This is a genomic window from Granulicella sp. WH15 (assembly GCF_009914315.1).
GTDB lineage: Bacteria > Acidobacteriota > Terriglobia > Terriglobales > Acidobacteriaceae > Edaphobacter.
Map to the genome: position 1 here is coordinate 1,153,443 of NZ_CP042596.1, position 24,212 is coordinate 1,177,654.

20 protein-coding genes are annotated in these 24,212 nt (G+C 61.1%); 7 read left to right on the plus strand and 13 right to left on the minus strand.

Annotated features, from left to right (window positions below; translation table 11 throughout):
• Positions 1 to 108: 108 nt before the first annotated feature.
• The 4 genes from FTO74_RS05065 to FTO74_RS05080 form a co-directional block, all read right to left on the minus strand.
• A complete protein-coding gene (locus tag FTO74_RS05065; protein ID WP_162537166.1) occupies positions 109 to 828 on the minus strand; it encodes a haloacid dehalogenase-like hydrolase in 720 nt (239 codons plus the stop codon).
• Between the two features lie 57 nt (positions 829 to 885).
• Entirely contained in the window at positions 886 to 1,374 is a 489-nt protein-coding gene (lolA, locus tag FTO74_RS05070) for an outer membrane lipoprotein chaperone LolA (RefSeq protein ID WP_162537167.1), read from the minus strand.
• Positions 1,375 to 1,607: 233 nt separating this feature from the next.
• The gene (locus FTO74_RS05075) at positions 1,608 to 2,114 is read right to left on the minus strand and encodes a prepilin-type N-terminal cleavage/methylation domain-containing protein (RefSeq protein ID WP_162537168.1); all 507 of its coding nucleotides are present in this window, start codon (positions 2,112 to 2,114) and stop codon (positions 1,608 to 1,610) included.
• A gap of 69 nt (positions 2,115 to 2,183) precedes the next feature.
• Entirely contained in the window at positions 2,184 to 3,503 is a 1,320-nt protein-coding gene (locus FTO74_RS05080; RefSeq protein ID WP_162537169.1) for a pitrilysin family protein, read from the minus strand.
• 220 nt (positions 3,504 to 3,723) lie between these two features.
• On the opposite strand from FTO74_RS05080, the gene rlmN reads away from it, so the two are divergent.
• On the plus strand, positions 3,724 to 4,833 hold the full coding sequence (gene rlmN, locus FTO74_RS05085; protein WP_162537170.1) for a 23S rRNA (adenine(2503)-C(2))-methyltransferase RlmN: 1,110 nt from the start codon (positions 3,724 to 3,726) through the stop codon (positions 4,831 to 4,833).
• A gap of 13 nt (positions 4,834 to 4,846) precedes the next feature.
• Here rlmN and FTO74_RS05090 read toward each other — a convergent pair whose 3' ends face one another.
• From FTO74_RS05090 to FTO74_RS05105, 4 genes are all read right to left on the minus strand, one after another.
• On the minus strand, positions 4,847 to 5,404 hold the full coding sequence (locus FTO74_RS05090; RefSeq protein WP_162537171.1) for a GNAT family protein: 558 nt from the start codon (positions 5,402 to 5,404) through the stop codon (positions 4,847 to 4,849).
• Between the two features lie 84 nt (positions 5,405 to 5,488).
• A complete protein-coding gene (locus FTO74_RS05095) occupies positions 5,489 to 6,541 on the minus strand; it encodes a gluconeogenesis factor YvcK family protein (protein ID WP_162537172.1) in 1,053 nt (350 codons plus the stop codon).
• 227 nt (positions 6,542 to 6,768) lie between these two features.
• A complete protein-coding gene (locus tag FTO74_RS05100) occupies positions 6,769 to 7,326 on the minus strand; it encodes a tetratricopeptide repeat protein (protein WP_162537173.1) in 558 nt (185 codons plus the stop codon).
• A gap of 147 nt (positions 7,327 to 7,473) precedes the next feature.
• Positions 7,474 to 8,070, minus strand: a complete 597-nt coding sequence (locus tag FTO74_RS05105; protein ID WP_162537174.1) for a DUF4254 domain-containing protein — start codon at positions 8,068 to 8,070, stop codon at positions 7,474 to 7,476.
• A gap of 71 nt (positions 8,071 to 8,141) precedes the next feature.
• Here FTO74_RS05105 and FTO74_RS05110 point away from each other — a divergent pair, with 71 nt between their 5' ends.
• The 5 genes from FTO74_RS05110 to FTO74_RS05130 all read left to right on the plus strand — a co-directional run bounded on the left by FTO74_RS05110 (position 8,142) and on the right by FTO74_RS05130 (position 16,975).
• Positions 8,142 to 9,233 (plus strand): glycosyltransferase family 9 protein, encoded by a 1,092-nt coding sequence (locus FTO74_RS05110; RefSeq protein ID WP_162537175.1) that lies wholly within the window; start codon positions 8,142 to 8,144, stop codon positions 9,231 to 9,233.
• A gap of 49 nt (positions 9,234 to 9,282) precedes the next feature.
• Complete coding sequence (rfaE1, locus tag FTO74_RS05115) at positions 9,283 to 10,752, plus strand: D-glycero-beta-D-manno-heptose-7-phosphate kinase (protein ID WP_162537176.1); 1,470 nt, start codon at positions 9,283 to 9,285, stop codon at positions 10,750 to 10,752.
• A 39-nt stretch (positions 10,753 to 10,791) separates the two neighbouring features.
• Complete coding sequence (gene rfaD, locus FTO74_RS05120) at positions 10,792 to 11,799, plus strand: ADP-glyceromanno-heptose 6-epimerase (RefSeq protein WP_162537177.1); 1,008 nt, start codon at positions 10,792 to 10,794, stop codon at positions 11,797 to 11,799.
• Between the two features lie 68 nt (positions 11,800 to 11,867).
• On the plus strand, positions 11,868 to 13,043 hold the full coding sequence (locus FTO74_RS05125; RefSeq protein ID WP_255462507.1) for an ATPase: 1,176 nt from the start codon (positions 11,868 to 11,870) through the stop codon (positions 13,041 to 13,043).
• A gap of 515 nt (positions 13,044 to 13,558) precedes the next feature.
• Positions 13,559 to 16,975, plus strand: coding sequence for a carboxypeptidase-like regulatory domain-containing protein (locus FTO74_RS05130; RefSeq protein ID WP_255462613.1), 3,417 nt, complete (start codon positions 13,559 to 13,561; stop codon positions 16,973 to 16,975).
• A 17-nt stretch (positions 16,976 to 16,992) separates the two neighbouring features.
• Here the strand turns inward: FTO74_RS05130 and FTO74_RS05135 are convergent, their stop codons facing one another.
• From FTO74_RS05135 to FTO74_RS05155, 5 genes are all read right to left on the minus strand, one after another.
• The gene (locus FTO74_RS05135; protein ID WP_162537180.1) at positions 16,993 to 18,372 is read right to left on the minus strand and encodes a TolC family protein; all 1,380 of its coding nucleotides are present in this window, start codon (positions 18,370 to 18,372) and stop codon (positions 16,993 to 16,995) included.
• Between the two features lie 28 nt (positions 18,373 to 18,400).
• On the minus strand, positions 18,401 to 20,017 hold the full coding sequence (locus tag FTO74_RS05140; RefSeq protein WP_255462508.1) for an MFS transporter: 1,617 nt from the start codon (positions 20,015 to 20,017) through the stop codon (positions 18,401 to 18,403).
• Positions 20,014 to 21,162, minus strand: coding sequence for an HlyD family secretion protein (locus tag FTO74_RS05145; protein ID WP_162537181.1), 1,149 nt, complete (start codon positions 21,160 to 21,162; stop codon positions 20,014 to 20,016). The genes FTO74_RS05140 and FTO74_RS05145 overlap by 4 nt, the downstream gene beginning before the upstream one ends.
• 57 nt (positions 21,163 to 21,219) lie before the next feature.
• Positions 21,220 to 21,654 (minus strand): universal stress protein, encoded by a 435-nt coding sequence (locus tag FTO74_RS05150; RefSeq protein ID WP_162537182.1) that lies wholly within the window; start codon positions 21,652 to 21,654, stop codon positions 21,220 to 21,222.
• Between the two features lie 93 nt (positions 21,655 to 21,747).
• A complete protein-coding gene (locus tag FTO74_RS05155) occupies positions 21,748 to 22,140 on the minus strand; it encodes a hypothetical protein (protein WP_162537183.1) in 393 nt (130 codons plus the stop codon).
• 359 nt (positions 22,141 to 22,499) lie between these two features.
• On the opposite strand from FTO74_RS05155, the gene FTO74_RS05160 reads away from it, so the two are divergent.
• Positions 22,500 to 24,209, plus strand: coding sequence for a FlgO family outer membrane protein (locus FTO74_RS05160; protein WP_162537184.1), 1,710 nt, complete (start codon positions 22,500 to 22,502; stop codon positions 24,207 to 24,209).
• Positions 24,210 to 24,212 lie beyond the last annotated feature (3 nt).

Here is a 24,212-nt window from a genome sequence, read left to right on the forward strand (position 1 = left end):
GTTTCCAGCCCGATTTTAAGGGAAATTTCAGCTTCCCTTGGGGCTGTAACCCGCGTAGTTGCCGGTGTTTGCAGGTGTATGGGGTTTTGAGTTGGTCCGGCCCGAAAACTACGCGGGGCGGACCGACTCAGGGTAGAAGACCGGCCAGCCCTCGTGGGCGCTGCGCTCGACCAGTGCCGGGGTAGGGTTGACCGGGAAGGCGCGGCGGGCGATGGCCAGCATGGCCGCGTCGTGGACGGAGTTGCCGAAGACGGCGTCGGGAGCGGTGATGCCCACGCGGGCCAGCGAGTCGACCTTGCCCTGATCGGTGGGGACGTCTAGGAGCTGGTTGGTGGCGACGCCGTTGACGATGGCGATCTCGGCGGCCAGCACCCGGTCGGCGGGGATGCCGAAGCGGGTAACGCCCTCCTCGATGACCCAGTTATTGGTGGAGGAGACTGCCCAGATCTCGGCTCCCTGGGCTTGCAGGGCTTCGACGACGCGGCGCAGCTCAGGGAAGATGTTGGCCTCGATGTGCTGGCGGAAGAACTCGCGGGCGGCGGAGCGCAGCTCCTCTTCGCGGAGGCCCTGGTAGACCTGAACCATCTCGCCGCAGATAGCCAGCTCGGATACGGTGCCCGCGCGGTAGCCGCGATAGCGGGCGTCGAGCCAGTCGGTGGCCTCGCGGGAGAGCAGGCCGGTGGCGATGGTGTAGTTCATGAAAGAGGAACCGGCATCGCCGGACCAGAGGGTGCCGTCGCAGTCGAAGACGGCGATCTTTGCGCCGAGGGAGGAGACGGAGAGTTCGAACTCAGGGGTGGTAAGTTGGCTGGGTGCGATGGCGTTCATGAGGTCTTTTCTTTATCGAGGGTGTCTTATCAGATTGTAGTACTTCGGCACGAAGTGCTAAATCGGCGGCAGGCCATTGACGATGCTGACCCCAAGGGGCGGGGTGAAGAGGAAATCGGCGTCCTTGACCGGGACGTTCTCCGCCATCTCGGTGAAGGTGAATTCGGTGACCGCGCCGTCGATCTCCTCGAGCTTCATGGACTGGATCTCGCCGGTGGGCGTGACGCGCAGGCTCAGAAGCTTGAGGCGCTGCTGCATCCCTTTGGGGACGCCGGTGATAAGAATCGTGTCTCCGGCGGGCGTGACGGCGATGTTGTCCAGCTCCTTGGCCAGTTGCGTGTGGCCGAGGAGGAAGCGCAGCGGGGTGCGCAGGTCGTCCATCTGTTTGGCCGGGATACGTTGGGCTTGAGAGTCGCCGGGGGTGTAGAACCAGGCGAACTTGCCGTCGAGGACGAAGAGCTTTCCGGAGGGTTGGTCATAGGACCAGCGCATACGGCCCGGCTTCTTCAGGGTCAGGGTGCCGGACTCGGAGCGGTTGAGGCCCATTCCGGCGTAGTGCTCGGTGTAGCGGGTGCGCAGGCTGGCGAGGTGGTTGTAGTGGTCATCGACCTTGCGCAGCAGGGGATTGTCCTGCGCCGGGGCGGCTATCGCGAGGAGCGGGACGAGCAGAAGGCCGAGGCTGCGATGGTGGGTGGAGATCAGGGGATTCCCTCGGGGGCGAAAGCCCCGATTCTTCTCGGGTGTAGTCGGAGGGGCCGAAGCCCCTCCCTTTCAATGCGTTACTGGATCGGCTGGGTGCAGTTGGTGCCGCCCGTGGGGTCCTTGCGGATGGTGTTGTTCTCATCCGCGCAGAAGCCCGCGTCGCCGGTCTTGCCGATGGACTGGGGAACCGCCGTGATCTGGTAGGAGGTGTACATATCCTGGTTGTTGATGGTCACCTTGGTGCAGTTGGTGATGGCGAAGGTGTAGCCGGACTTCTGTCCCGCGGCCAGACCGGCGTCGATGAGCTGGGCGGCCTGGGCGGTGGGGGCGGCTCCGGCGGTGCCGCCGAGCTGGGGCAGGGAGCACGAGAAGCCGTTCGCCGGGTAGGCGGAGTTGTACTGAAGCTCGGCCTGGCCGATGGTGCGGACCGACTGCAGGGCGCTGGTCTCGTTGGCCGTCTTGCGCAGCTTCAGGAGCTGCGGGATGGCGAGCGTCATGAGCACGAGCATGATGGACATGACGATGAGAAGCTCGATCAGGGTGAAGCCTTCGTCGTGACGTTTGCGTTCGGTCTGAATGTTCATGTTTCCTCTATCTGGAGGTTGCCTAGAAAACTTTATCAGGATCGGGTGAAAGAGAGTGTTTCTTGCGACTTAGCAAGCCAGGTCGGCACGGGTGATCTTCATCGGGCCGAGGTTGCCGAGCAGCGTCAGCGCGATCGCCTCGGGGCGGAAGAGCTGGTTGGCCAGCGCCTGGACGCGGGCGGGCGTGACCTGGTCGATGGCGCGGACGATCTCGTCCACCGCGATGAACTCGCCGTAGTACATCTGCTGGCGAGCCAGGTTGGACATGCGGCTGGAGGTGCTCTCGAGGCCGAGGACGATGTTGCTCTTCATCTGATTCTTCGCGCGGTGCAGCTCGGATTCGCTGACGGGCTCGTTCTTGAGACGGGCCAGCTCCTGAAGGGTAAGCGCGAGGACGCGCTCGGTCTTGTCGAGGCTCATGCCGCCGTAGACCGAGAGCGAGCCGGAGTCGCGGAAGGGGTTCATCTCCGAGTAGATCGAGTAGGCCAGTCCCTGCTCCTCGCGGATGGTCTGGAAGAGGCGCGAGCTCATGCCGCCGCCGAGCATGGTGTTCAGCAGGTAGACGACGAAGCGGTCGGGCGAGGCGACGGGCGGGGCGGCGACGCCGAGACACATCTGCACTTGTTCCAGCGACTTTTTCTTCTTGAGCGTAATGTGCGGGGTAACCACAGGAGCGGTGGCGGCTGGCTCCGCGATGCCGGAGGCCGGAGCGAGGCTGCCGAAGCGGGCCTCGACCTGCTCGAGGAAGCTGTCGTGGTCGAGGTGCCCGGCGGCGGAGAAGATCATGTGCCGCGGGGTGAAGCGGCGGGCGTGGTGGTCGAGGACGGTCTGCCGGGTGAAGCTGGAGACGGTGTCCACCGTGCCGAGGATGGGGCGGCCGAGAGCGTGGTTCTTCCAGAAGTTCTGGGTGAACGTTTCGTGGACTAGATAGTCGGGGTTGTCCTCGTCCATCTTGATCTCTTCGAGGATGACGCTCTGCTCGCGCTTGAGATCCTCGGTGGTGAAGCGGGGGTGCAGGACGAGGTCGGAGAGGACGTCGAGCGCGGGCGGCAGGTTCTCGTCGAGGACCTTGATGTTGAAGCAGACGGTCTCTTTGCCGGTGAAGGCGTCGAGGTTGCCGCCGATGGTGTCGACCTCGCGGGCGATGTCCTGCGCGCTGCGGCTGGTGGTGCCCTTGAAGACCATGTGCTCGACGAAGTGGGAGATGCCGTTTTCGGCGGCGGCCTCGTCGCGCGAGCCGGAGGCGATCCAGGCTCCCATGCTGATGGAGCGGGCGTGCGGGATCTGCTCGGTGAGGACGAGGAGGCCGTTGGGCAGGGTGGTGCGACGTATGTTACGGGTGGGGCTGGAGCTGGGGGGTGATTGCGGTTCGACAAGGATTGCGGACATTACAGACATTCTTTCACAGTACTTCCTACCGTTCTCGGGGCGGTATGGGCAGAATGGCCCTCTGTGGGCCTTCCGTTGGTCGGCAGCGAACATCGCTTATCGCCGACCAACGGGAGGCCCCATGTCGGTAATTCACCCATACCGCCCCGAGAACCGCACGAAGTGCCGCCCGCCCTGCGTTAGGGCGCTTTTGTCAGTAAATACAGCGTAAAATTGAAGGGTGGCAACTGAAATCAAGACGAAGGCTTTGTTCGGCAAGACGCCGGAAGAACTGCGTGTGCTGATCGAGTCGTTCGGGCAGAAACCCTATCGGGCCAAGCAGTTGCGGGACGCGCTCTATGGTGAGCGGGTGGCGTCTGTCGAGGAGATTACGACGCTGCCGGTGGAACTGCGGGAGCGGCTGGAGGCGGAGGGATACACCGTTGGGCTGCCGGAGCTGGCGCAGACGGCGAAGTCTGTGGACGGTACGGAACGGTATTTAGTGCGGCTAGCCGACGGTGAAACTGTGGAGACGGTGTGGATGCCGGGTGGTGACGGCGCGGAGCTTCCCGAGGCCGACGGCGACGGGTACAAGCGCGCCACGATCTGCGTCTCGAGCCAGGTGGGGTGCGCGGTGAACTGCCAGTTCTGCCTGACGGCGAAGCTGGGGATGCGGCGCAACCTGACGGCGGGGGAGATCGCCGGTCAGGTGGCGGCGGTGCTCAACCGGCATGGCGTGCAGGTGGGTAAGGACCGCATCAACCTCGTGTTTATGGGGATGGGCGAGCCGTTTTTGAACTACGACTCGTTTATGGACGCGGTGCGGATTCTGGTGCATCAGATCGGGATTCCTGAGTCGCGGATGACCGTATCGACCAGCGGCATCGAACCGGCGATACGGCGGTTCGCGGAGGAGCCGGTGCGGCCGAATCTGGCGATCAGCCTGAACGCCTCGAACGATACCGTGCGCGAGGCGGTGATGCCGATTACGCGTAAGTGGAATATCGAGGCGTTGCTGGAGGCGGTGCGGTCGATTCCTTTGGGGAAGCGGCAGTATGTGACCTTCGAGTATGTGTTGCTGGGTGGGGTGAACGACCAGCCGGAGCACGCGAAGGAGGTGCTCGCGCTGCTGAAGGGGATGCCCGCGAAGGTGAACCTGATTGTCTGGAATCCGGGGCCGGGGGTGCCGTACGAGCAGCCTAGTCAGGAGTCCGCGGACCGGTTTCATAAGATGCTGGTCGATGGCGGGATTCCGGCGTTTACGCGGCGTCCGCGTGGGCGGGATATCTATGCGGCGTGCGGGCAGTTGAAGCGGACGGTGGAAGAGCCGGGGCTGGTTTCGATTCAGTAGGTTTGCTCCCGGTTCAGGGGGTGAGGCGGCTCTTGACTATGGGCCAGTCTTCCTTCGTGATCGAGAACCAGACGCTGTGGCGCAGGCTGCCGTCGGGCATGACGTTGTGGTTGCGGAAGGTGCCTTCGTACTGAGCACCCAGGGCGCGGATGGCGGTCTGGGATTGTAGGTTCTCGTGATGGGTCTTGAAGGCGACGCGGTTGAGTGCCAGCTCGTCGAAGGCGTAGGTGAGCTGCAGGAGCTTGGCCTCGCGGTTGATGCCGGTACGGTGGTAGTCGGGGTGAATCCAGGTGTGGCCGATCTCTACCGTCTTGTTGAAGAGGTCGAGATCGAGAAAGCGGGTGCTGCCGATGAGGCGGTTCTCCGACTTGAGGATGGTGGCCCAGGGGAGGCTCGAGGGCAGCTTGAGCGCGGCTTCGAGCCACTGCTCCAGATCGGCGGAGGTCTTGACCCAGTGGCGCATGTAGCGCCAGATTCGGTCGTCGAACGCTACTGCCTCGAGCGCGGGGAGGTGGGCGCGGGTGAGGGGTTCGAGGCGGATTCTGGGGCCTTCGAGGGTGGGGATCTGCATGGTCTAAAGGTACAAGAGCAACGGCAACAGCGCCCTAACGCCGGGCGGGCGGCACTTCGTGCGGTTTTGGACGCTTCGCGTGAACTACTTTTTGTGGGTTAAGGCTAGTTGTAAGAGGCGGTCGGTGACCTTGTCGTAGTCGTGGCGGAGGACGTCGCCCTCGTGGAGGAAGTTGCCCGTGATCGGCTCTACTCCCAACTCGCGGATGCGGTCGAGGTCCGGCTCGATCGGCTGCTGGCCCTCGCGGGCGTACTGCTCCAGCAGCGTGGGCGAGATGGGGGCCGTGTTGATGAGCGCGTAGTCGAAGATCGGCGTGCGGGTCGCGCCCGCGTGGGTCAGGATCTTCTCGATGTGCTGCGAGGCGGTGAGGCCGAGCGACTCGTTGGCCTGGGTCATCAGGTTGCAGACGTAGACGCGCGTGGCACGGCTGCCCGCCAGTGCCTCTGGGATGCCCTGCACCAGCAGGTTGGTGATGAGCGAGGTGTACAGCGAGCCGGGGCCGACCGTGATGAGGTCGGCGCGGGAGATGGCCTCGAGGACGCCGGGCAGGGGATCGACCTTGGCTGGCTCCAGCATGAGCTGCACGATGCGCTGGCGGCTGGCGGTGATGTTGGTTTCGCCGCGGACGAGCGAGCCGTCATCCATGAGCGCGGCCAGGGTGACATCGGTGTTGGTGGCGGGGTAGATGATGCCGCGCGTGGCCAAAATCTGCGAGGACATCTGCACGGCCTGGGCGAAGTCGCCGGTGATGTGCGAGAGCGCGGCGAGGAAGAGGTTGCCGAAGCTGTGGCCTTCGAGGTCGCCGTGGGTGAAGCGGAATTGGAAGAGGCGCGAGAGCAGAAGCTCGTCCTCGGAGAGCGCGACCATGCAGTTGCGGACGTCGCCGGGGGGGAGCATCTTGAAGTCTTCGCGGAGACGGCCGGAAGAGCCTCCGTCGTCGGTGACGGTGACGATGGCGGCCAGGTCGCGGATGGTGCAGGGAGTGGTCTTGCACTGCGAGTCGGAGGGCGGCAGGGTGCCGGGAGGGGTGGCGACGTAGCGCTTGAGGCCGCGCAGGAGCGTCGAGAGGCCGGTGCCGCCGCCGATGGCGACTACGCGGAGATGGGGGCCGGGATTGGGTTGGGTTGCCGGGGACATCCAGAGACCTTGGAAGCTATGTGGCTGGAGTGGTCTATCGCTAGATGGTTCCGGCCCTTGGATCAGTTTACCTTGGGGCGTTCCCACGCCTTTTTACTGCTTCGCGTGGTCCTCCCGTTTGGTCGGAAAGAAAATATGCTCGCTGCCGACCAGCGGGAGGCCCTATATCGATAACTTGCCCATGCTGCTCCGAGAACGGTACGAAGTACCCCGGCGTGAGGGCGCTTTTAAGCTTCGGGGTAGAGGAGTTCGGTGAAGCGGGGGTCGTCGGCCATGTCCTGGAAGTCGGAGTCGGCGCGGGCCTGGATGCGGTTGCGGGGGTTCTGGCGGATGGCCTCCGTCAGGTGTTCGAGACAGGTATGCGAGTCGCCGGTGAGGCTGGCCAGCACGGCCAGGCCGTAGAAGGCATAGTCGGCGCTGGAGTTCTCCTCGAGGATGTTCTTGAACTGCTCGCGGGCATCCTCGTAGTGGCCGTCGTTCAGCAGCGAGATGGCGTAGTCGTACCGCTCCTCGTGGCTGCTGAAGGTGGTCTGGCCCTTGCTGATCTGCTGGACGCAGGCCGCGATGTACATGCGGACGCGGTCGGCGAGATCGCCGGGGCTGGTGGCGAGCATCTTGTCGAAGGCAGCGTGCGCCTTGTCGAACTTACCCTCCTGCATGAGGCGCAGGGCGGCTTCGTAGAGTGCGATGGCCTGGGTGCGTGAAGCATCGACCACTGGTGCGTGGGTGCCGGCGATGGTACGGGCGGTGCGTTTGACTGGGGTGCCGGATTTTGTGGGCGCCATGAGGATCCTCAACTGATACGTGATGTGTAAACACAGCACGACGCTCTTAGTTGTTCGCGTAAGTCTGTGAGGGTTTTATACGCAGAAGCCAGGGTAAGGTCAACTGTCCGTGGAAGTACTGGACAATCCTTAGTTGGCCTCCATAGGTCAACTGCCGTAGAGGACAGGGTTCAGGTTGGGGTCGTTGTACATCTTCATCTGACGGTAGATTTTGAAGCGACGTCGTCCCTGAAGGATATCCGACCAGAGCTGGTCGAGGCACTGGGCGAGATCGTCGCGCTGGGTGGTGAGCAGGGCGAGGCGCTCACGATTCCGGAGGCGGTGCTCTTCGGTGGCCGAGGCGCGTCGGGTCTGCTCCTCGGTATGGAAGAGCTTGAGCGAGAGAATGGAGAGGCGGTCGATGATGAGGCCTGGGGTTTCGGAGTGGAGGGGGGCGGTGGGGTTCTGCGGCTCGGCCTGCTCAAGCAGGTGCAGGTCGATCTCCTCGACCAGATCGTTGCGGCGCTGGTTGTAGCGGTCGATGGCATGCTTGACGGCGGTGATGGCGGCGTCGGTGGCGTGGGGGTCGCGGGCCTTGTCCTCTTCGTGCCAGAGGTCGAAGTTCTCGCGGTGCTGGGCTTGTACGAGGGTGTCCAGGGGACTGGATGGGGCGGGGGTGGCCGTCTCCTGGTGCCAGAGCTGGTTGGCCTGGTCGTGCAGGTGGAGGGTGTGTCGGGCGTTGAGATAGGCCGGGCTGGGCGACATAGGAACTGTGATTAACTTACCAAAGTGCTTTGACACGATACTCTTGCAGTACTGGAGAGCTTAGACAGGGTATGGCAAAACCAATTCGACGCGTGTTGATCTATCGGCTGGGCAGCCTGGGGGATACGATCGTGGCGCTGCCCGCGCTGCGGGTAGTCGAGCGGGCGTTTCCGGGGGCGGATCGGGCGTACCTGACGAATATGCCGGTGAATGTGAAGGCGCCTTCGGCGGCGTCGGTGCTGGAGCATACGGGGCTGGTGCACCGCTACCTGCGGTATACGGTGGGGACGCGGAGTCCGCGGGAGCTGCTGGCGCTGTGGTGGCGGATCGTCCGCTACCGGCCGCAGGCGATGGTTTACCTGGCGGCGAAGCGGGGCGTCGAGACGGCACAGCGGGATGTGACGTTCTTCAAGCTGTGCGGGATCAGGACGTTCTACGGCGTGCCCGATACGGAGGAACTGCAGCAGAACCTGTGGCAGCCGGAGCATCAGGCGCTGGAACCGGAGCCGGAGTATCTCTGCCGTCGCATTGCGGCGCTGGGGGATGGACGGGTGGACGACCCGGCGAGCTGGGATATGTGTCTGACGCCGGAGGAGCTGGCGCGGGGGCGCACGGCTCTGGGGGAACTGGCGGGGAGGCCGCTGATCGCGGCCAGTCTGGGCACCAAGGTGCAGGCCAAGGACTGGGGCCGCGAGAACTGGAAAGGGTTGCTGGAGCAGGTGGCCGCGCGGTATCCGGGCTATGGCCTGCTGCTGGCGGGAGCGCCGGAGGAGAGCGAGCCCAGCGAGTTTGCCGCCGACGGATGGCGTGCGCAGCCCGGCGCGGGGCCGGTGGTGAACGTCTGCGGCAAGCTGACGCTGCGCGAGACGGCCGCGGCCTTCAAGTTGGCGGAGATCTTTATCGGGCACGACAGCGGACCGATGCACCTGGCGGCGACGGTAGAGGTTCCGTGCGTGGCGATCTTCGCGGCGCGTAACATACCTAGGGTATGGTATCCACATGGGCCGGGGCACAAGGTCATCTATCACAAGGTGGAGTGTGCGGGCTGCGGGCTGGAGACGTGTATCGTGGAGAAGAAACGGTGCATTACCTCGATTACGCAGGACGAGGTGATGGCCGCAGTCGTGAGTGTGCTCGATGCTCGTGCGCCGGGCCGGTCGTAAGATTGGATCGGTAGTGTCGGCCTTAACCTCAGGAGAGATCTGACTTCCCATGCTTCCCGAACTTCATTCGATCCTCAATCTTTTGGAAGGCGGCTTCAGCCGTCTGCGGGTGCTGGTGGTGGGCGATCTGATGCTGGATCGCTACATCATGGGCGAGGTGGAACGCATCTCGCCGGAGGCCCCGGTGCCGGTCTTCCGCCACGCGCATCGCTATGAGCGGCCGGGCGGCGCGGCCAATGTGGCCATGAACCTGGCCGGGTTGGGCTGCCAGACGTTTCTTGCGGGGTTCTGGGGTTCGGACCACGATCAGGCCGAGCTGGCGGCGCTGTTGCAGGCCGCGAATGTCGATACCAGGGGCGTGGTTTCGAGCACGCTGCCGACGACCTCGAAGACGCGGATCGTGGGGCGTACGCAGCAGATGCTGCGGTTGGATATTGAGAGCCGTGAGGCTCCGCCTGAGGTGGAACTGGAGCGGCTGCTGGAGCGCGCGGCGGAGCTGACCGGGAAGATGCACGCCGTGATCCTTTCGGACTACGCCAAGGGCGCGCTGACGCAGAAGATCTGCGCGGCGGTGATTGCGGCAGCCCGGGCGGGGGGGATTCCGGTGCTGGTCGATCCGAAGACGCGGGACTTCGGCAAGTATGCGGGCGCGACGACGGTGTGCCCGAATCTGAATGAGCTTTCTGTGGCAACCGGTGTGCCCAGCGATGACATGGCGGGCTTGCTGGCTGCGGCGCAGGGGCTGCTGGTGCAGCACGGCTTCGACTACATGACCGTGACGCTGAGTGAGAAGGGCATCCGCATTCTGAGCCCCGAGGGAACGTATCACTCTCCGTCGCGGGCGCGGGAGGTCTTCGATGTCTCGGGTGCGGGGGATACGGTGATTGCGACGCTGGCCGCGGGCATCGCCGGTGGGCTGAAGCGCGAGAGCGCGGTGGAGCTGGCGAATGTGGCCGCCGGGATCGTCGTGGGCAAGGTGGGTACGGTGCCGATTGCGACGCATGAGATCGTCGCCGAGCTGACGCCCAGCTCGGGGTTGGGTGCGGGCGAGAAGATTTTGGACCGTGAGCGGTTGGTGCAACGGGTGGCCGAGTGGCGGGCTTCGGGCGAGTCGATTGTGTTTACGAATGGCTGCTTCGACCTGCTGCATGTGGGCCATATCACGCTGCTCGAGGACTGCCGCCGGTTTGGATCGAAGCTGGTGCTGGGGCTGAACGCGGATAGCTCGGTGTGCCGGTTGAAGGGGCCGACCCGGCCGATTGTGGGAGAGAAGGAGCGCGCCCGCGTGATGGCGGCGCTGGCGGCGGTCGATGCCGTGGTGCTGTTCGAGGAGGACACCCCGATGGAGTTGATCCTGAGCATCCTGCCCGATGTGCTGGTGAAGGGCGGAGACTACACGATCGACACGGTGGTGGGGCATCAGGAGGTTATCGCGGCGGGCGGCCGGGTGGAGATTGTGCCCACGGTTGCAGGGTTTTCCACCACGAACCTGGTGAAGAAGCTGAGTACGCTCGGCTAAATACGAAGGCTGAGTCCAAATAGAAGAGGCGAGTTTTCCATGATTGTGATTACAGGTGGTGCGGGGTTTATCGGGAGCAATATCGTTCAACGGCTTAGCTGGATGGGCGAGACGAATCTGCTGGTCGTGGACAACCTGGGCGTGCCCAAGATTCCGGCGCACCCCAAGTTTATGAACCTGAGCGGCGCGCGTGTTACGAACTACATGGACAAGGTGGAGTTCCGCGAGGCTCTGAAGTCGGGTGCGTTCGACGATGTGAAGATTCGCGCGATCCTGCACCAGGGCGCGTGCTCGGACACGCTCGAGGACGACGGGCGCTACATGATGGACAACAACTTCACCTACTCGAAGGAGGTGCTGCACTTTGCGCTCGACCGCGAGATTCCGCTGGTCTATGCGTCGACTGCGGCGACCTACGGGTTGAGCACGAAGTTCGCCGAGGCGGAGGTGAACGAGCGCCCGCTGAACATCTATGGCTACTCGAAGCTGGTCTTCGACAACTATGTGCGCAAGCTGATGCCGACGATCAAGAGCACGGTGGTGGGGCTGCGCTACTTCAACGTCTACGGCAAGCGCGAGCAGCATAAAGGCCGCATGTCGAGCGTGATTCATCACTTTGCAAAGCAACTGACCGATACTGGCACCATCCGCATGTTCGCGGGTTCAGGCGGCTACGGCGATGGGGAGCAGCGGCGGGACTTCGTCTTCGTTGACGATCTCGTGGACATCAACCTCTTCTTCGCGGGCCTGGTGCCGGATAGTCCGGTCGAGCCGGTGCAGGCGGTAGTGAACGCAGGCACAGGAGCGGCGCATACCTTCAATGAAGTGGCACATGCGGTGATGAATGTGCTGGGACAGGGAAAGATCGAGTACATACCGTTTCCAGCGGATCTGGAGAACAGGTATCAGCACTTTACCGAGGCGGATATCGCGGCGCTGCGGCGGGCAGGGTATACGAAGGACTTCCACAACATTGAGGAAGGGGTTCGTAAGACGCTGGGGCCGGAGCTGTGGATCGAACGGTTGGAAGCAATGATGAAGGACTAGGGCCGCGTATAAGAGTCAGGCCCGGGCCGGAGGGTGGGATGAGCGGAACGGGACCTGCGATCTTTTGCATGAGCACCTATGAGAAGGGCCAGCCGTTTTTGCGGGAGGCCGCGCGGCTGGGATGCTCGGTGTCGCTGCTGACGGTGGATAAGCTGCGCGACGGCGACTGGCCGAAGGATGTTCTGGCGAACTTCTTCACGATGCCGTCGGGGCTGACGCAGGAGCAGATTCTCAACACCGTCACCTTCTTTGCGCGCACGCTGCGGATCGACAGGATCGTGGCTCTGGATGAGTTCGACCTGGAGATAGCGGCGCTGCTGCGCGAGCACATGCGGCTGCCGGGGATGAACCAGTCGAAGACCCGGTTCTTCCGCGACAAGCTGGCGATGCGCACCGAGGCACAGAGGGCCGGGGTGCTGGTGCCGGAGTTTACACGGGTACTGCGGCACGACGATCTGCGCTCCTTTATGGCGTGGACGCAGGGGCCGTGGCTGCTGAAGCCGCGTACGAACGCCGCGTCGCTTGGGATCAAGCTGGTTCATTCTTCCGAGGAGCTTTGGCCGATATTAGACACGCTGGGCGACATGCAGAGCCACTACCTGATGGAGCGGTTCGTGCCCGGTGAGGTCTTTCACGCCGAGGGTATTACCTGGAACGGCGAGCTGATCTTTGAGGCTCCGTGCAAGTACGGCAAGCCGCCGATGCAGACGATGCACCACGGCGGCGTGTTTACGACGCGAACGCTGGCGGCGGATTCGCCCGATGCGCGGGCGATCTCCGAAGTGCACCGCGCGGTTCTGAAGGCGTTGCAACTGGAGGCCGGAGTGAGTCACACGGAGTTCATCCGGGCGCAGGCCGATGGACGGGTTTACTTTCTGGAGAGCGCGGCCCGCGTGGGTGGAGCGCACATCTCCGATGTGATCGAGCTTGCACGCGGGATCAACCCGTGGGTTGAGTGGGCTCGGCTGGAAGTAGCCAGGGCGAAGGGAGAGGCGTATATGCTGCCCTCGTTGCGCAATGACTTTGCCGGGAGCATGATCTGCCTGGCACGGCAGGAGAGACCGGACCTGTCGGCATACGCTGACCCGGAGGTCTCGATGCGGCTCGAGCGCAGACACCATGCGGGAGTGATCGTGAGATCGCACTCGGAGGATAGGGTGAAGGCGCTGGTGGAGGAGTACGGGGAGCGCTTTCTCAATGATTTCTGCGCGACGATGCCTGCTCCAGATAGACCTTCGGCTTAGGGTAGATTGCGCCTCGAATAGAACGAGCATTGCCAGTCACGTCGTCATTAGCCATGAGCTGATGTAAGGACTGCCTGCTTGCAATAACCCTGGTCTCATTGCCAAGGTTCATTGGCTGATATCCGTATGCCAAATGTGTGTTCCATGTTATGGAATACGGCAGACGACTCCATATCCTATTCAGATATAAAAAACAAACTTCAAATACCGCGAATTTCCCGATTTTTGCGGATTATCGCCGTTATTCTGTCCGGCAATGTACAGGCCCACAGGCCATTGTGTTCCGAAATGTGGAGCACTTTATACAGACCGACAGGAAACACCGTTGACAAGCCATATCCCAACTCCTAGGGTTACGCAGCAGTTCAGATAAGCCGTTTACAAGCGGCTGCCAGTATCCACTGAGTGAGGATGTTATGCCGGGAATGTGTCTTATACCGTCGAAGTTGAAGGACCTGGCGCGGCCCAGGCTACAGGTTGCTTATCTCACGATTGTCTTGATATTTGCTCTCACGATGCCTACTGCATTGGCGCAGAGCGCAGGTACGAGCACGCTGCAGGGAACTATCACTGACGCTACGGGTGCTGTCGTGCCTGGTGCACAGGTAACTGTTACGAATGTCGGCACTGGAGTGGCTCGCACTGAGATTAGTAATGAAAATGGATTTTATTCGGCCCAGTCACTTCAGGGTGGAGACTACAAGCTCACCATCACAAAAGCGGGTTTTGAGAAGAGCAATGTTCAGGCAATTCATCTTGCCCCTAGCACTGTGCTGGGCGTAAATCCAGTACTTACGGTGGGCGATGTGACATCGGAGATAACAGTAACGGCCGACGCCGTTTCCGTGCAGACCGAAACCAGCGAAAGCGGCGGTACGATTCCTGGTAAAGAAGTCTCGCAGTTGATGGTGAATGGTAGAAACTTCCAGACACTGGCCACGATTGTTCCCGGTGTTACCTCGGTACAGGGAGCCAACCAATTGACGGTTGGTGGTGCTTCCTCTAGCGCTCAGGTGCAGATCAGCGTCGGTGGAACCTCGGTGGAGCAGACGGCTTACTTTATTGATGGAGTCTATGATTCGGCCGGTCTCAACTTATTCGCCCAACCCACGATGGATTCGATTCAGGAGTTCCGTGTCCTCAAGGGGAACTACGGTGCTAACTATGGCTTCGTCGGGTCGGGACAGATTCTGGTTCAGACTAAGAGCGGTGGCCGCCAGTTTCATGGCACTGTCTTTGACTATGTTCGCAACAATGATCTGGGCACTGCTAAAAACTTTTTTTATAAACAGGGGACTCCCTACGGGTTGCATCAGAATATCTTTGGTTACTCGCTGGGCGGTCCGGTATTTATTCCTAAGATTTATAACAACGACCGTGCTAAAACATTCTTTTTTGCCTCAGGTGAGTGGCATTTGACTAACTCCTCTCAGTCTCTGACGCGTGCTTTCTTCCCCCAGACGATGCGCGACGGTGACTTTAGTGCCAGTCCTACGCGCACGGGGAACCTTGCAATCGATGCCAATAGTCAGGCATTGTTGGCTTCGCGTGGTGTCGATCCGGCAACGTGTATTGGAGCAAATAATCAAATTAACAAAAGCTGCTTCGACCCGGTGGCCGTCTCGTTGATGAATGCTTATTTTCCTCTGCCGAATGCGGTAGTCCCTGGTCAGTTCAATAACTACGTCAATACGAAGGCCCAACGGCTCTTCGATAGTAGTGTCTTGTATCGTCTGGATCATACGATCAATGAAAAGAACCAAATCATGGGGCGCTATATGTACGAAGAGGCCAATATTCAATTGGCTGCTCGTAACTACAACGATCCTGCTCCGGATCCGGGTGCTTCAAACTACAGTCAGGGCTTGAATGCGATGGCTCGCTGGACCTTTACGCCTACATCGAATATCACTAACAATGCGCAGATATCGGAGGTCTTTCTAAAGGCCAAAAATGCACTGAGTGGAAACTATACTGTTCCCGTAGGGACGTATATTCCGCTGCCGCTGGGGCAGGACCCTTTGAATCGTATCCCCAGTATGCAGATAAACGGCGGATGGAACTGGCTCGGAGTGGGTGCCTATCCGACTTACAGTAATAACGGAATCGGCAGTATTAGCGATGATTTCAGTTATCTAAAGGGGAAACATTCCTTGCAGTTTGGCGGAATTTATATGATCGGCATTACGCGCGCCAATGTGGCGACCGGGAATGTGCCGCAGGGGAACTTTGTCTTCTCAGGGGTGCATACTGGCGATCCTGCGGCGGATTATCTGCTGGGGCTCGATGCATCGTTCGTTCAGATCAACCAGCAAAGGGCGGGTGTCTTCCACTATCGTTGGTTCGAAGGTTATGCGCAGGATGACTACCACGTCACTCCGCGATTTGTTGCCAATCTTGGTCTTCGCTGGACTTATTATGGCCCAACGACGCGTGAGGGAAACCAGGTCGCTAACTTCAGCGCGAGCACCTTTGATCCAGCCCAGGCACCTGTCGTCAATCCCAATGGCTCGCTCGTTACGAATGCTTCCGGTGTTCCGGCAACCTCGACGGGAGCCAATGCTAATCTGACCAATGGGTTAGTGATCGCAGGACAGAATGGTGTGCCGGCTGGAATTATCAATCCACGCAAGAGTTACTTTGCTCCGCGTGTTGGGTTTGCTTATCGGGTTACTGCCGATGGAAAGACCTCGGTGCATGGTGGCTATGGCATTGCTTACACCCAGGTCAATCAGCAGAACACCATTATTCTGCTGCCCAATCCGCCTTATACGAAGAACATCAATATCACAAATAGCCTGTTGAGTAATCCCTCTGCGGGGACACCTGCTGCGGCTAGTGTGCAGTCGTTGCAGGCTGTTGGATATGACTTTCGCGCGGGGCTCATCCAGACCTTTAGCCTGACGCTGGAGCGCGAGATTGTGCCTCATGGTGTGCTTTCTCTTGCGTATGCCGGTAATACGCAGCAGCACACACTTTCAACGCAGTTGGATGCTAACTTTCCGACTAACTCTCTCAGTCCCCAAACTACAAGCTGTCTTACCAGCCAGTCCGCGTTGAAGAACAATACGACCCCGGCTCCATCGTCTACCTTTCAGTTTGATCCGTGTCTGAATACAGGGACAAATGCTCGGGCCTACTACCGCCCCTACAAGGGATACGATCAGATTCTGTCAACAATGAGTGGCGGGAGTGGTAACTATCACTCGTTTCAGTCGGGGTTTATCTACCGCACCAGCAGTATTACTTTGAATGCTGCTTATACCTTTGCGAAGTCCCTTTCGGATGTGGTTCCCTCTAATCCGGGGAGCAATGGCGGCAGCGGAGTCGGTTATAACTCTGCGGCGACCTTTCAGAACTCGAATGATATCGCTTCGGAGTATGGTCGCCCCGATTATGCCCGAACCCATGTCTTTACTTCGGCTATTGTTTACCAGTTACCCTTCTTCAAAAACTCAACTAACTTTCTTGAGCATGAGTTTCTCTCGGGCTGGGGGCTCTCCGGTCTGGCGATTATCGAGAGTGGATTTGCTCTGACACCGAGTAATACGAATGGAGATGCTGGTTTATCGACTCGGCCTGACCAGGTGCTGGCGCCTAAGTACCATGGGAGCGGCAAGGTTGGGCTTGGTGAGCCGAACTACTTTGTCAATCCCACGGGGACGTATCGGAAGCCCGCTTATGGCTTCTTCGGCAACGCCCGCAATGGCTCCATCGTCGGGCCGAAGGAGGTCTCCTTCGATGTGTCGGCGACCAAGGCGTTTCCTATCTATAAGAGCTTCAATGCGGAGCTTCGCGTAGAGGCATTCAACGTCTTCAATCACCCGAACATTACCAGTATTTCTACTCAGTATGGTGCGGCTAACTTCGGGCAGGCGATTGCCGCTGGTGATCCGCGCATTATGGAAGCTGCCTTTCGACTTAGCTTCTAAGTCAATTTATTCCGTATCTAACGGGGCATCTGGCCGATGATGCGTTTGAGATCTCCCTGTGCGAGCGACAGGCCGAGGGTCGCTTCAAGCAGGGAGGCTCTGGCCGACGTGGCCTTTGCGTGGGCCTCTGAGCGAGCCGAGGCGAGAGCCGCGCTCTGTTCAACTTGCCGGTCCGCCAGCCGTGCGGCTTCGGTGCGAACGTCCAACATCTCTGCGGCTACGTGTACCAAGCTCTGAAGCTGTTCCACCTTGTCGTACGCGGACTCTACCTCAACGTCCACTTCATCCTGGACTTTATCCAGGTTAAGCTGGGCTTGGGAGAGCAGCGTTTTTGCATCCTTGATCTCGGCTCCTCTGCGACCGCCGTCGAACAAGTCATAGCTGAGATTGACGCCGAAGGTTCCGAAGTTGTGGACCAGCAGTGGGACTCCACTCTGGTAGCTGTACCGCGCCAGTCCGGTGATATCGGGGATATATGCATCTTTGGCAACGCCGAGGCCAGCCTTTGCTTTCAAGACCACCTGCTGTGCGGAGCGGATGGTTGGGCTTTGTTCGCGGGCGATGCGTATGCACTCTTCCCGGCTGGGGAGCGGCATGGCCATGGCTGATATATCCGGATCGAGCTGGAGTTGTGTGTTCAAAGGTAGGCCCAGCAGATCATCTAGTGACAACGTCAGGTCGTGTATCTGAAGGTTCTGGGTAAGAGCAGTCTGCTGCGCATCGAGAACAGCGGCGCGGCTCTCAAGGGCGGCGATGTCGAGCGCGCGTCCGTTTGCGACGGCGTCTATACTCTCGCGGTTCTTTACCTCGCTGGCGCTTATCTCATCTTTAGCTGCGTCCAGTTTGAGTTTGGCGATCAGCAGGCCGAAGTAGAGCTGGCGGACTTTGAGGGCTATCTCGTTCTCTGCCTGGTTGAGTTGGATCTTGGCCGTGTTGATGTCGGCAGTGGCGGCGCGGTTCGATTCGTGGATCTTGAACATCTGTGTGAGGGGTTGGGTCAACTGGGTTCCGCTGGTGTAAGAGGTCAGCGAGCCCTGATCGAGGAAGAGGTCGTGAGGTGGTATTGGTCCGGTGGCCGTGGGTAGGCCGAAGGCTCCGGTGGGAATCTCCACGCCTGCAAGCTCGGTGACGTGCAGGATGTTGGAGTCATTTTTGATGTGCGGGAGATAGGCGGAGTGGGCGATCTCCTTCTTGTACTCCGACTCTGTGACCGAGAGTTGGGCCAGCTTGAGGTTGCGGTTCTGCTTGAGGGCCAGGTCGATTGCCTGCGGCAGAGTCAGGGGGAGTGGCGCTCCGCGCTGCGCCTGCATGGGGGCTGTCGCGAGGATTCCTGCCGCGCAGGCGAAGGCCGTCAAAAGCGGTTTGTGAGCGTTGCGTCTTGTTCTCTTGGGTCGCATAGTCGATCCTTCGGAGTGTCCTTTCTCGTCATGCAGAGGCGGCTGGCGCTGAGATGATCTGCTGGTATTGCGTGGGCACGCGCGCCATGCACGCGATGACGACGAGGCAGCATACGGTGGACCAGGCCACCAGCGTGAAGGCGTCAGTGATCGCGAGCGTGAAGGCTTGTTGGCGCACCTGCAGGCCGAGGATTGCTGCTGCTCTACCTGCGGCGTCAGTCAGGTCGGGAGTACGACTCGCGACTCCTGCGCCAAGCCCGAGCAGGCGCTGATGAGTGGGTTGCAGTCCAGCTTGAACGCCGAGCCCAAGGATGTTGGAGTGGAACTGCTCGCGCGTGGGAATGAAGTGCTGCATGAAGGCGACGCCGAGCTGGCCGCCGAAGATGCGAACGGTCTGGAAGTAGCCAGCGAAGGTCAGGACGTCGATGGGGCGGCTGAGTGCTCCGGTGTTGAAGACCTCGAGGATGATCGCTCCGACCATGGCATTGAAGGCGAGGGCAAAGCCGATCGCCAGCACTAGTTGCGAGGCGGAGAAGTTGTTGCCGGACCATGCCGAGGAGAGACGTGCGTTCATCAAGCAGCCGATGGCGACGAGGGCGAATCCCGCGGTGAGGATAAGGCGGGCGTCAATGTACTTGAGCAGATAGACCGCGAGGATGCCGCAGAGGCACTGCGGCAGTGCGACCCAGAGCAGCACCGGGCCTGTCTGTAAGGGGACAAAGCCTTTGACGGAGCCGAGGTAGCTGGGGATGATGACCACCGTCGATAGCAGGATGAAGCGGAAGAAGATCAATACGCTTCCCAGCAGCAGCGTGTTACGCCTAGCGATGAATCTGAAGTTGATGAGTGGATTAGGCATCAGCAGCCTGCGCACCACTGTCGCCAGCAGCAGGAATGAGCCAGAGGCGATGAGTGCGACGATGGTGCCGGAGTGCAGCCAGTCCAAGCGTTGGCCTTGATCGAGCGCGATGTACAGCAGCGAGAAGCCGAGACTGGCGTAGAGGAAGCCGCGCCAGTTGGGTTTGGGCTGGCCCTCCTTCGGCTGCGGCAGGGGTTGCCAGGGGATGCCGAAGTAGACCAGCACCATCATGATCGGAGTGAGGGCCGCGCTGTTCCAGAAGATCCAGCGCCACGAGAGATGATCCATGTACCAGGCTTCGAGCGAGGTGGCGAAGTTGGTGGTGAAGATAATGTCCATGGCGTATGCGGCGATGCCGACGAGGACGTAGCGCGGAGGCAAATTGCGCAGGACGAAGGAGAGAGTCAGCGGGTAGAACGTGCCGGAGGTAAGGCCCGCGAGCACTAGAAGGACGAGCATGATGGGCAGGCTGCCTGCGAAGGGAAGCAGCAGACTGACCACGGTGAAGAGGGAAGCGCAGGCCAGCAGCACACGCCGCGCTCCCAGCAGCCCGCCAAGATAGACGGAGAACGGGCCGATGAACATGAGGGCCGCATTGAACGCGGTGCCGATCCACGATGCCTCATCCACTCCCAGATGCAGTGCGCCGCGCAAGTCTGTCAGCCCGACGCTGACGAGCCTGCCCGTGCAGGTCGCGACCATCGCCCCGAACAGGACTCCGAAGACCCCGACTAGTGGATGCGTCGAGATGACTGGAGGGGATGCAGGTGTGGGCGGTGTACTCAAGACTGCGGCTCCCCCGGCTTCGCGCTCTTACCCGAGGCGTGAACCGTCACCACAACCGAGAAGCCGGGGCGCAGCTTGCCCTGCAAGGGGTGGCCGGGATCGAGCGCGATCTTTACGGGGATGCGCTGGACGATCTTGGTGTAGTTGCCGGTGGCGTTGTCAGGAGGCAGCAGTGCGAACTGCGATCCGCTGGCTGGAGCGACCTCGACTACCTTGCCGTGCAGCACGGTTCCAGGGAAGGTATCGACCTTGATGTCGGCCGCGTCACCCCTGCGAATGTTGGTGAGCTGGGTCTCTTTGAAGTTGGCCAGAATCCATACGTCGCCCTTGACGAGGTCGATCACCTGCATCCCCGGCGCGACCAGCTGGCCCTCCTGTACGTGTCGTTCGCCGACGGCTCCGGCGGTGGGGGCAACGATCTTCGTGTAGCCGAGATTTACCTTGGCCACGATGATGGCGGCCTGCTTGGCCTGTATGTCAGCCTGATGCAGCGCGTCCTGCGTATCCAGTGCTGCGCGCTGTCTCCGCTCGGCTTCGAGCAGCGTGCGGCTGCTCGTTAGTGCGGCCTCGGCGCGCTCGAGATCGGCCTGTCGGCTGGCCAGCACGCTGTTGAAGCGGGTGGAATCGGCTACGGCCAGCTCCAACTGTTGATGGGTCGTGGCTCTTACCGCAAGCAACGCTTCCTGCCGTTTGCGCTCCAGATCGGAGCGGGTCACGTCCGGCTCAACGGCGGCTGCTCCGGCCTGCGCGGCGGTGACCGCTGCCTGAGCCTGTTGCACCACCGTCTCGGCGTTCTGGATCTTGGCATCCTGAATGTACTTCGCCGCCTGGTTGTTTGCCAGCGACGCGCGGGCACCGGCCAGTGCGGCTTCGGCCTGGGCAAGCGTGGCCTGGTAGTCCGTGTCCTCGAGCTCTACGAGCGGTTGGCCGGGAGTGACGGTCTCGAAGTCCTCGACATCCACCTTCTTCACGGTGCTCGAGATTCGGGTGCTCATGGGGGTCATGTCGGCACGCACGTAAGCATCATCGGTGTGCTGCTCGGCGCTGTCGCCCTCCCATCCCGTCCAGTCATCTTTGATCAAGAATAGGAGAGCAGCGGCTACTCCCAGAACCAGGACCGGAACAATGATCGCTCGTTTCGACATTTCTTCAATGACCTTCCTTCTGGTGTGTGGAGTCCTGCCGCTGCATCATTTCACGCGCTAATGAACGCCGAGCACGCTGCAGGGAGATTCCTGGGCAAGCTCGTAGACCGTGCTCCACAGCCGGGCGATGTAGAGATCGCGCTGATGCAGTCCGACTACGAGCAGATCGGCTTTGTGCGTTCGCAGAAACTTTACAATGCCATCCACTGCCGGGCCGTCGATGCGATGCGTCTGTAACTCTATGCCTTGCACGCGAGCCATGGCGCGCGCTCCCTCGTGCAGCGCTTCGTAGAACCGGACGCGGTCGGAGTTCAGAACCTGGGGCAGACCGGGGTCGGCGGCGCTGGCAAAGGCCGCATAGGCAGGCAGGTCGGGCACGACGGTGATGATTTCGAGTTCCGCGTCGAGGCTCTTCGCCAGTTGTATCGCCGAGGTCAGTGCACGTTGCGCCTTGGCCGATTCGTTGTATGCGACAGCGATCTTCCTGAACACGTCAGCCTCCACTTGGTAAGGCCAAGACTGCCAGATCTCCAGACGGAATACAGCGTAGGTAACTGTTAGCTCACTGTGAGGAAGGTATTCGAGCTACTCTCGCCCGGAGCTTTTGGCGGCGCGCAGCACGGCTTCCCTGAGTTTTTCATCGGTCAACGGTTCCACGATGACATCGTATCCTCCAGCCTCGAGCACGCCGGACCATAGCTGGAAGGTTGCGGTCTGAGCATACACGAGAATCGCCGGTTTGGGACTGAGCATCACCAGGTCTCCCCAGATGGCCCACCAGTCGTCCGGCCTGGGCATCGAGGCGGGCAGCAGAACGACGTGATACGTCTCCCCGTCGCGGGTGTGGTGCGCCAGCTCCGTGGCCCGGCTGACCAGGACCGGCTCCATGCCGAAGGAGGTGAGCTGGCGACGGATCTTCTCCTGCATCTCCGGGGCCACCACTGCGAGTATCCGTAGCTGTTCAGGTCTCTCTGTCACGATGGCCCCTCGCACTTGTACTGGAGAGGATGACAGATCTCCGCGAGATGCGGAGTGTGTGCAACTGTTAGCTAACAGTGATGAGGAAATGATTGCAGCCGCAGCGGCTACGGCTGCGGCTAAGATAAGAGCACGGCTTGAGCCTGACAGTTATCATGCGTCTGTAATATCGGCCGCGTCCGGTCGAGTGCAGTCTCGGCCCGCAGGCTCATATATGGCTTCGAGACGCTTGCTGAACCATCATCCGATCATCCATCAACACCCAAGGCTGGAGCCAGGGAACATTGAGCATACCGTTCGAGAACAGGGTTTCCGATAGCGCAATTCGCCAGGAGCTGGGCCGCATTCTGCAGAGCCCGATGTTTGCCCAGTCGGAGCGGCTCGCCCGCTTTCTGCGGTATACGGTGGAGCACGCCATCAGCGGCAAGGACGAGCCGCTCAAGGAGTTTGTGATCGGCACCGAGGTGTACGACCGCAGGCCGCCCTACCATCCGAGTCAGGACTCCATCGTCCGCACCGAGGCGCGGCGGCTGCGCTCGAAGCTCAAGGAGTACTACGAGCTGGAGGGCAAGGACGACCCCATCTTCATCTTCTACCGGCCCGGAAGTTACGTGCCGGTCTTTCGGATGAAGGACTCGGATACGAGCTACCAGGTGGTTGTGGGCAGCTCGCCCGACGACCTGTTTGTCGATGGCGCCGGGGTTCCGGTCGCGGTCATCCCGTTTCTCGATGTCTCCGGCCAGCCGCTCTCGAGCAAGTACGCCCGGGGAGTCACCGACGAGCTGATTCACGAGTTGATGCAGAGCGAAGGCTGCCGCGTCGTCTCCGCGAACTCGATTGCTCACCTGGGGGCGCAGTCGTCCGACGTGCCCGCGCTGGCGCGCAAGCTGGGAGTGCAGATTCTGCTTGAGGGCACGGTGCGCGAGGAAGGGAATCAGGTGCGCGTCACGGCCAGGATCGTGAACGCCGACGGCTTTCAGCTCTGGTCGCAACGCTTCGATGCGGAGGCCGACTCCTCCAGCCTGTTTACGGTGCAGGAGCAGTTTGCCTCCGCGCTGGTGAGCCGCGTGCGGCCGCAGCAGTCCATCGTTCGTTCGTCTGAGGCCACGGCGGGGCCGATTATCCTCACGGTCTACCCGCTGATCCTGAAGGCTGAGTCACTTCTTGAAGAGGGCACCATCGCCGACGTGCAGGCGGCGCTGTCCCGCTTTCGCGAGGTGACGCAGATCGCCCCCGGCTATGCAAGGCCCTTCTGCGGCATCGCTCACTGCTACGTGTGGATGGCCCTGCACGGCGCGCCGGAGTCGGCCACGCTGGCATCGCACGCACGGGCGGCTGCGGAACGGTCGTTGGAGCTTGATCCGCAGATGATGGAGGCCTCCACGGCGATGGGCAGCGCGCAAGCTCTTGCATGGAAGTGGAAGGAGGCCGAGGCCAGCTTTCAGCGAGCGGTGGAACAGGGCTCGCACACCACCTGCGACCGTCAGTACGCGATGCTGCTGACCTTGCTGGGGCGCTTCGATGAGGCTTGGCTGTACCTCGAGAGCGCCCAGCAGATCGATCCATTTTCCTATCTGCAAAAGGTGGCTCGCGCCCGTTTCTACTACTTCAGCCGACGCTACGAGGAGGCTCTCGAGCACTTCGCCGAGCCGTTGCGTTATGGCCCGATTCCGCTCGAAGTGCGGCTCTACTTAGCCCTGGTCCACGCCGAGCTGGGGAACCACGAGGCCGCTCGCAGCCTTGCCCTACAGGCCCAGCGCAGCGCTGGAGCCTACCTGCCCTTGCGCGGCTGGATCGCCGAGATCTTCGCCCGCTGCCGTCAGCGCGCGTTGGCGGAGAGCATCGTGCAGGAGTTCGACCTGCTCGCCGAGAACGCGCAACTCAGTAAGTACCGGCAGGCCCGTCTGGCGCTGGCGTTGAACGACCGCGATGCGGCACTGGCGTTGCTATTCGCCTCATACGCCAACCAGGACGCCGAGCTGCCGTATCTCGCTGTCGATCCGCGTTTCGATTCCATCCGAGAGCTGCCGCAGTACGCGGAGCTTGTCAGAAGGATTCGATCCGCATGATAG

What these genes read in the sequence shown, in the direction of transcription:
- FTO74_RS05065 (WP_162537166.1), bottom strand. Translation starts at nt 828, where the DNA reads ATGAACGCCATCGCACCCAGCCAACTTACCACCCCTGAGTTCGAACTC.
- lolA (WP_162537167.1), bottom strand. Translation starts at nt 1,374, where the DNA reads ATGGGCCTCAACCGCTCCGAGTCCGGCACCCTGACCCTGAAGAAGCCG.
- FTO74_RS05075 (WP_162537168.1), bottom strand. Translation starts at nt 2,114, where the DNA reads ATGAACATTCAGACCGAACGCAAACGTCACGACGAAGGCTTCACCCTG.
- FTO74_RS05080 (WP_162537169.1), bottom strand. Translation starts at nt 3,503, where the DNA reads ATGTCCGCAATCCTTGTCGAACCGCAATCACCCCCCAGCTCCAGCCCC.
- FTO74_RS05090 (WP_162537171.1), bottom strand. Translation starts at nt 5,404, where the DNA reads ATGCAGATCCCCACCCTCGAAGGCCCCAGAATCCGCCTCGAACCCCTC.
- FTO74_RS05095 (WP_162537172.1), bottom strand. Translation starts at nt 6,541, where the DNA reads ATGTCCCCGGCAACCCAACCCAATCCCGGCCCCCATCTCCGCGTAGTC.
- FTO74_RS05100 (WP_162537173.1), bottom strand. Translation starts at nt 7,326, where the DNA reads ATGGCGCCCACAAAATCCGGCACCCCAGTCAAACGCACCGCCCGTACC.
- FTO74_RS05105 (WP_162537174.1), bottom strand. Translation starts at nt 8,070, where the DNA reads ATGTCGCCCAGCCCGGCCTATCTCAACGCCCGACACACCCTCCACCTG.
- FTO74_RS05110 (WP_162537175.1), top strand. Translation starts at nt 8,142, where the DNA reads ATGGCAAAACCAATTCGACGCGTGTTGATCTATCGGCTGGGCAGCCTG.
- rfaE1 (WP_162537176.1), top strand. Translation starts at nt 9,283, where the DNA reads ATGCTTCCCGAACTTCATTCGATCCTCAATCTTTTGGAAGGCGGCTTC.
- rfaD (WP_162537177.1), top strand. Translation starts at nt 10,792, where the DNA reads ATGATTGTGATTACAGGTGGTGCGGGGTTTATCGGGAGCAATATCGTT.
- FTO74_RS05125 (WP_255462507.1), top strand. Translation starts at nt 11,868, where the DNA reads ATGAGCACCTATGAGAAGGGCCAGCCGTTTTTGCGGGAGGCCGCGCGG.
- FTO74_RS05130 (WP_255462613.1), top strand. Translation starts at nt 13,559, where the DNA reads ATGCCTACTGCATTGGCGCAGAGCGCAGGTACGAGCACGCTGCAGGGA.
- FTO74_RS05135 (WP_162537180.1), bottom strand. Translation starts at nt 18,372, where the DNA reads ATGCGACCCAAGAGAACAAGACGCAACGCTCACAAACCGCTTTTGACG.
- FTO74_RS05145 (WP_162537181.1), bottom strand. Translation starts at nt 21,162, where the DNA reads ATGTCGAAACGAGCGATCATTGTTCCGGTCCTGGTTCTGGGAGTAGCC.
- FTO74_RS05160 (WP_162537184.1), top strand. Translation starts at nt 22,500, where the DNA reads ATGTTTGCCCAGTCGGAGCGGCTCGCCCGCTTTCTGCGGTATACGGTG.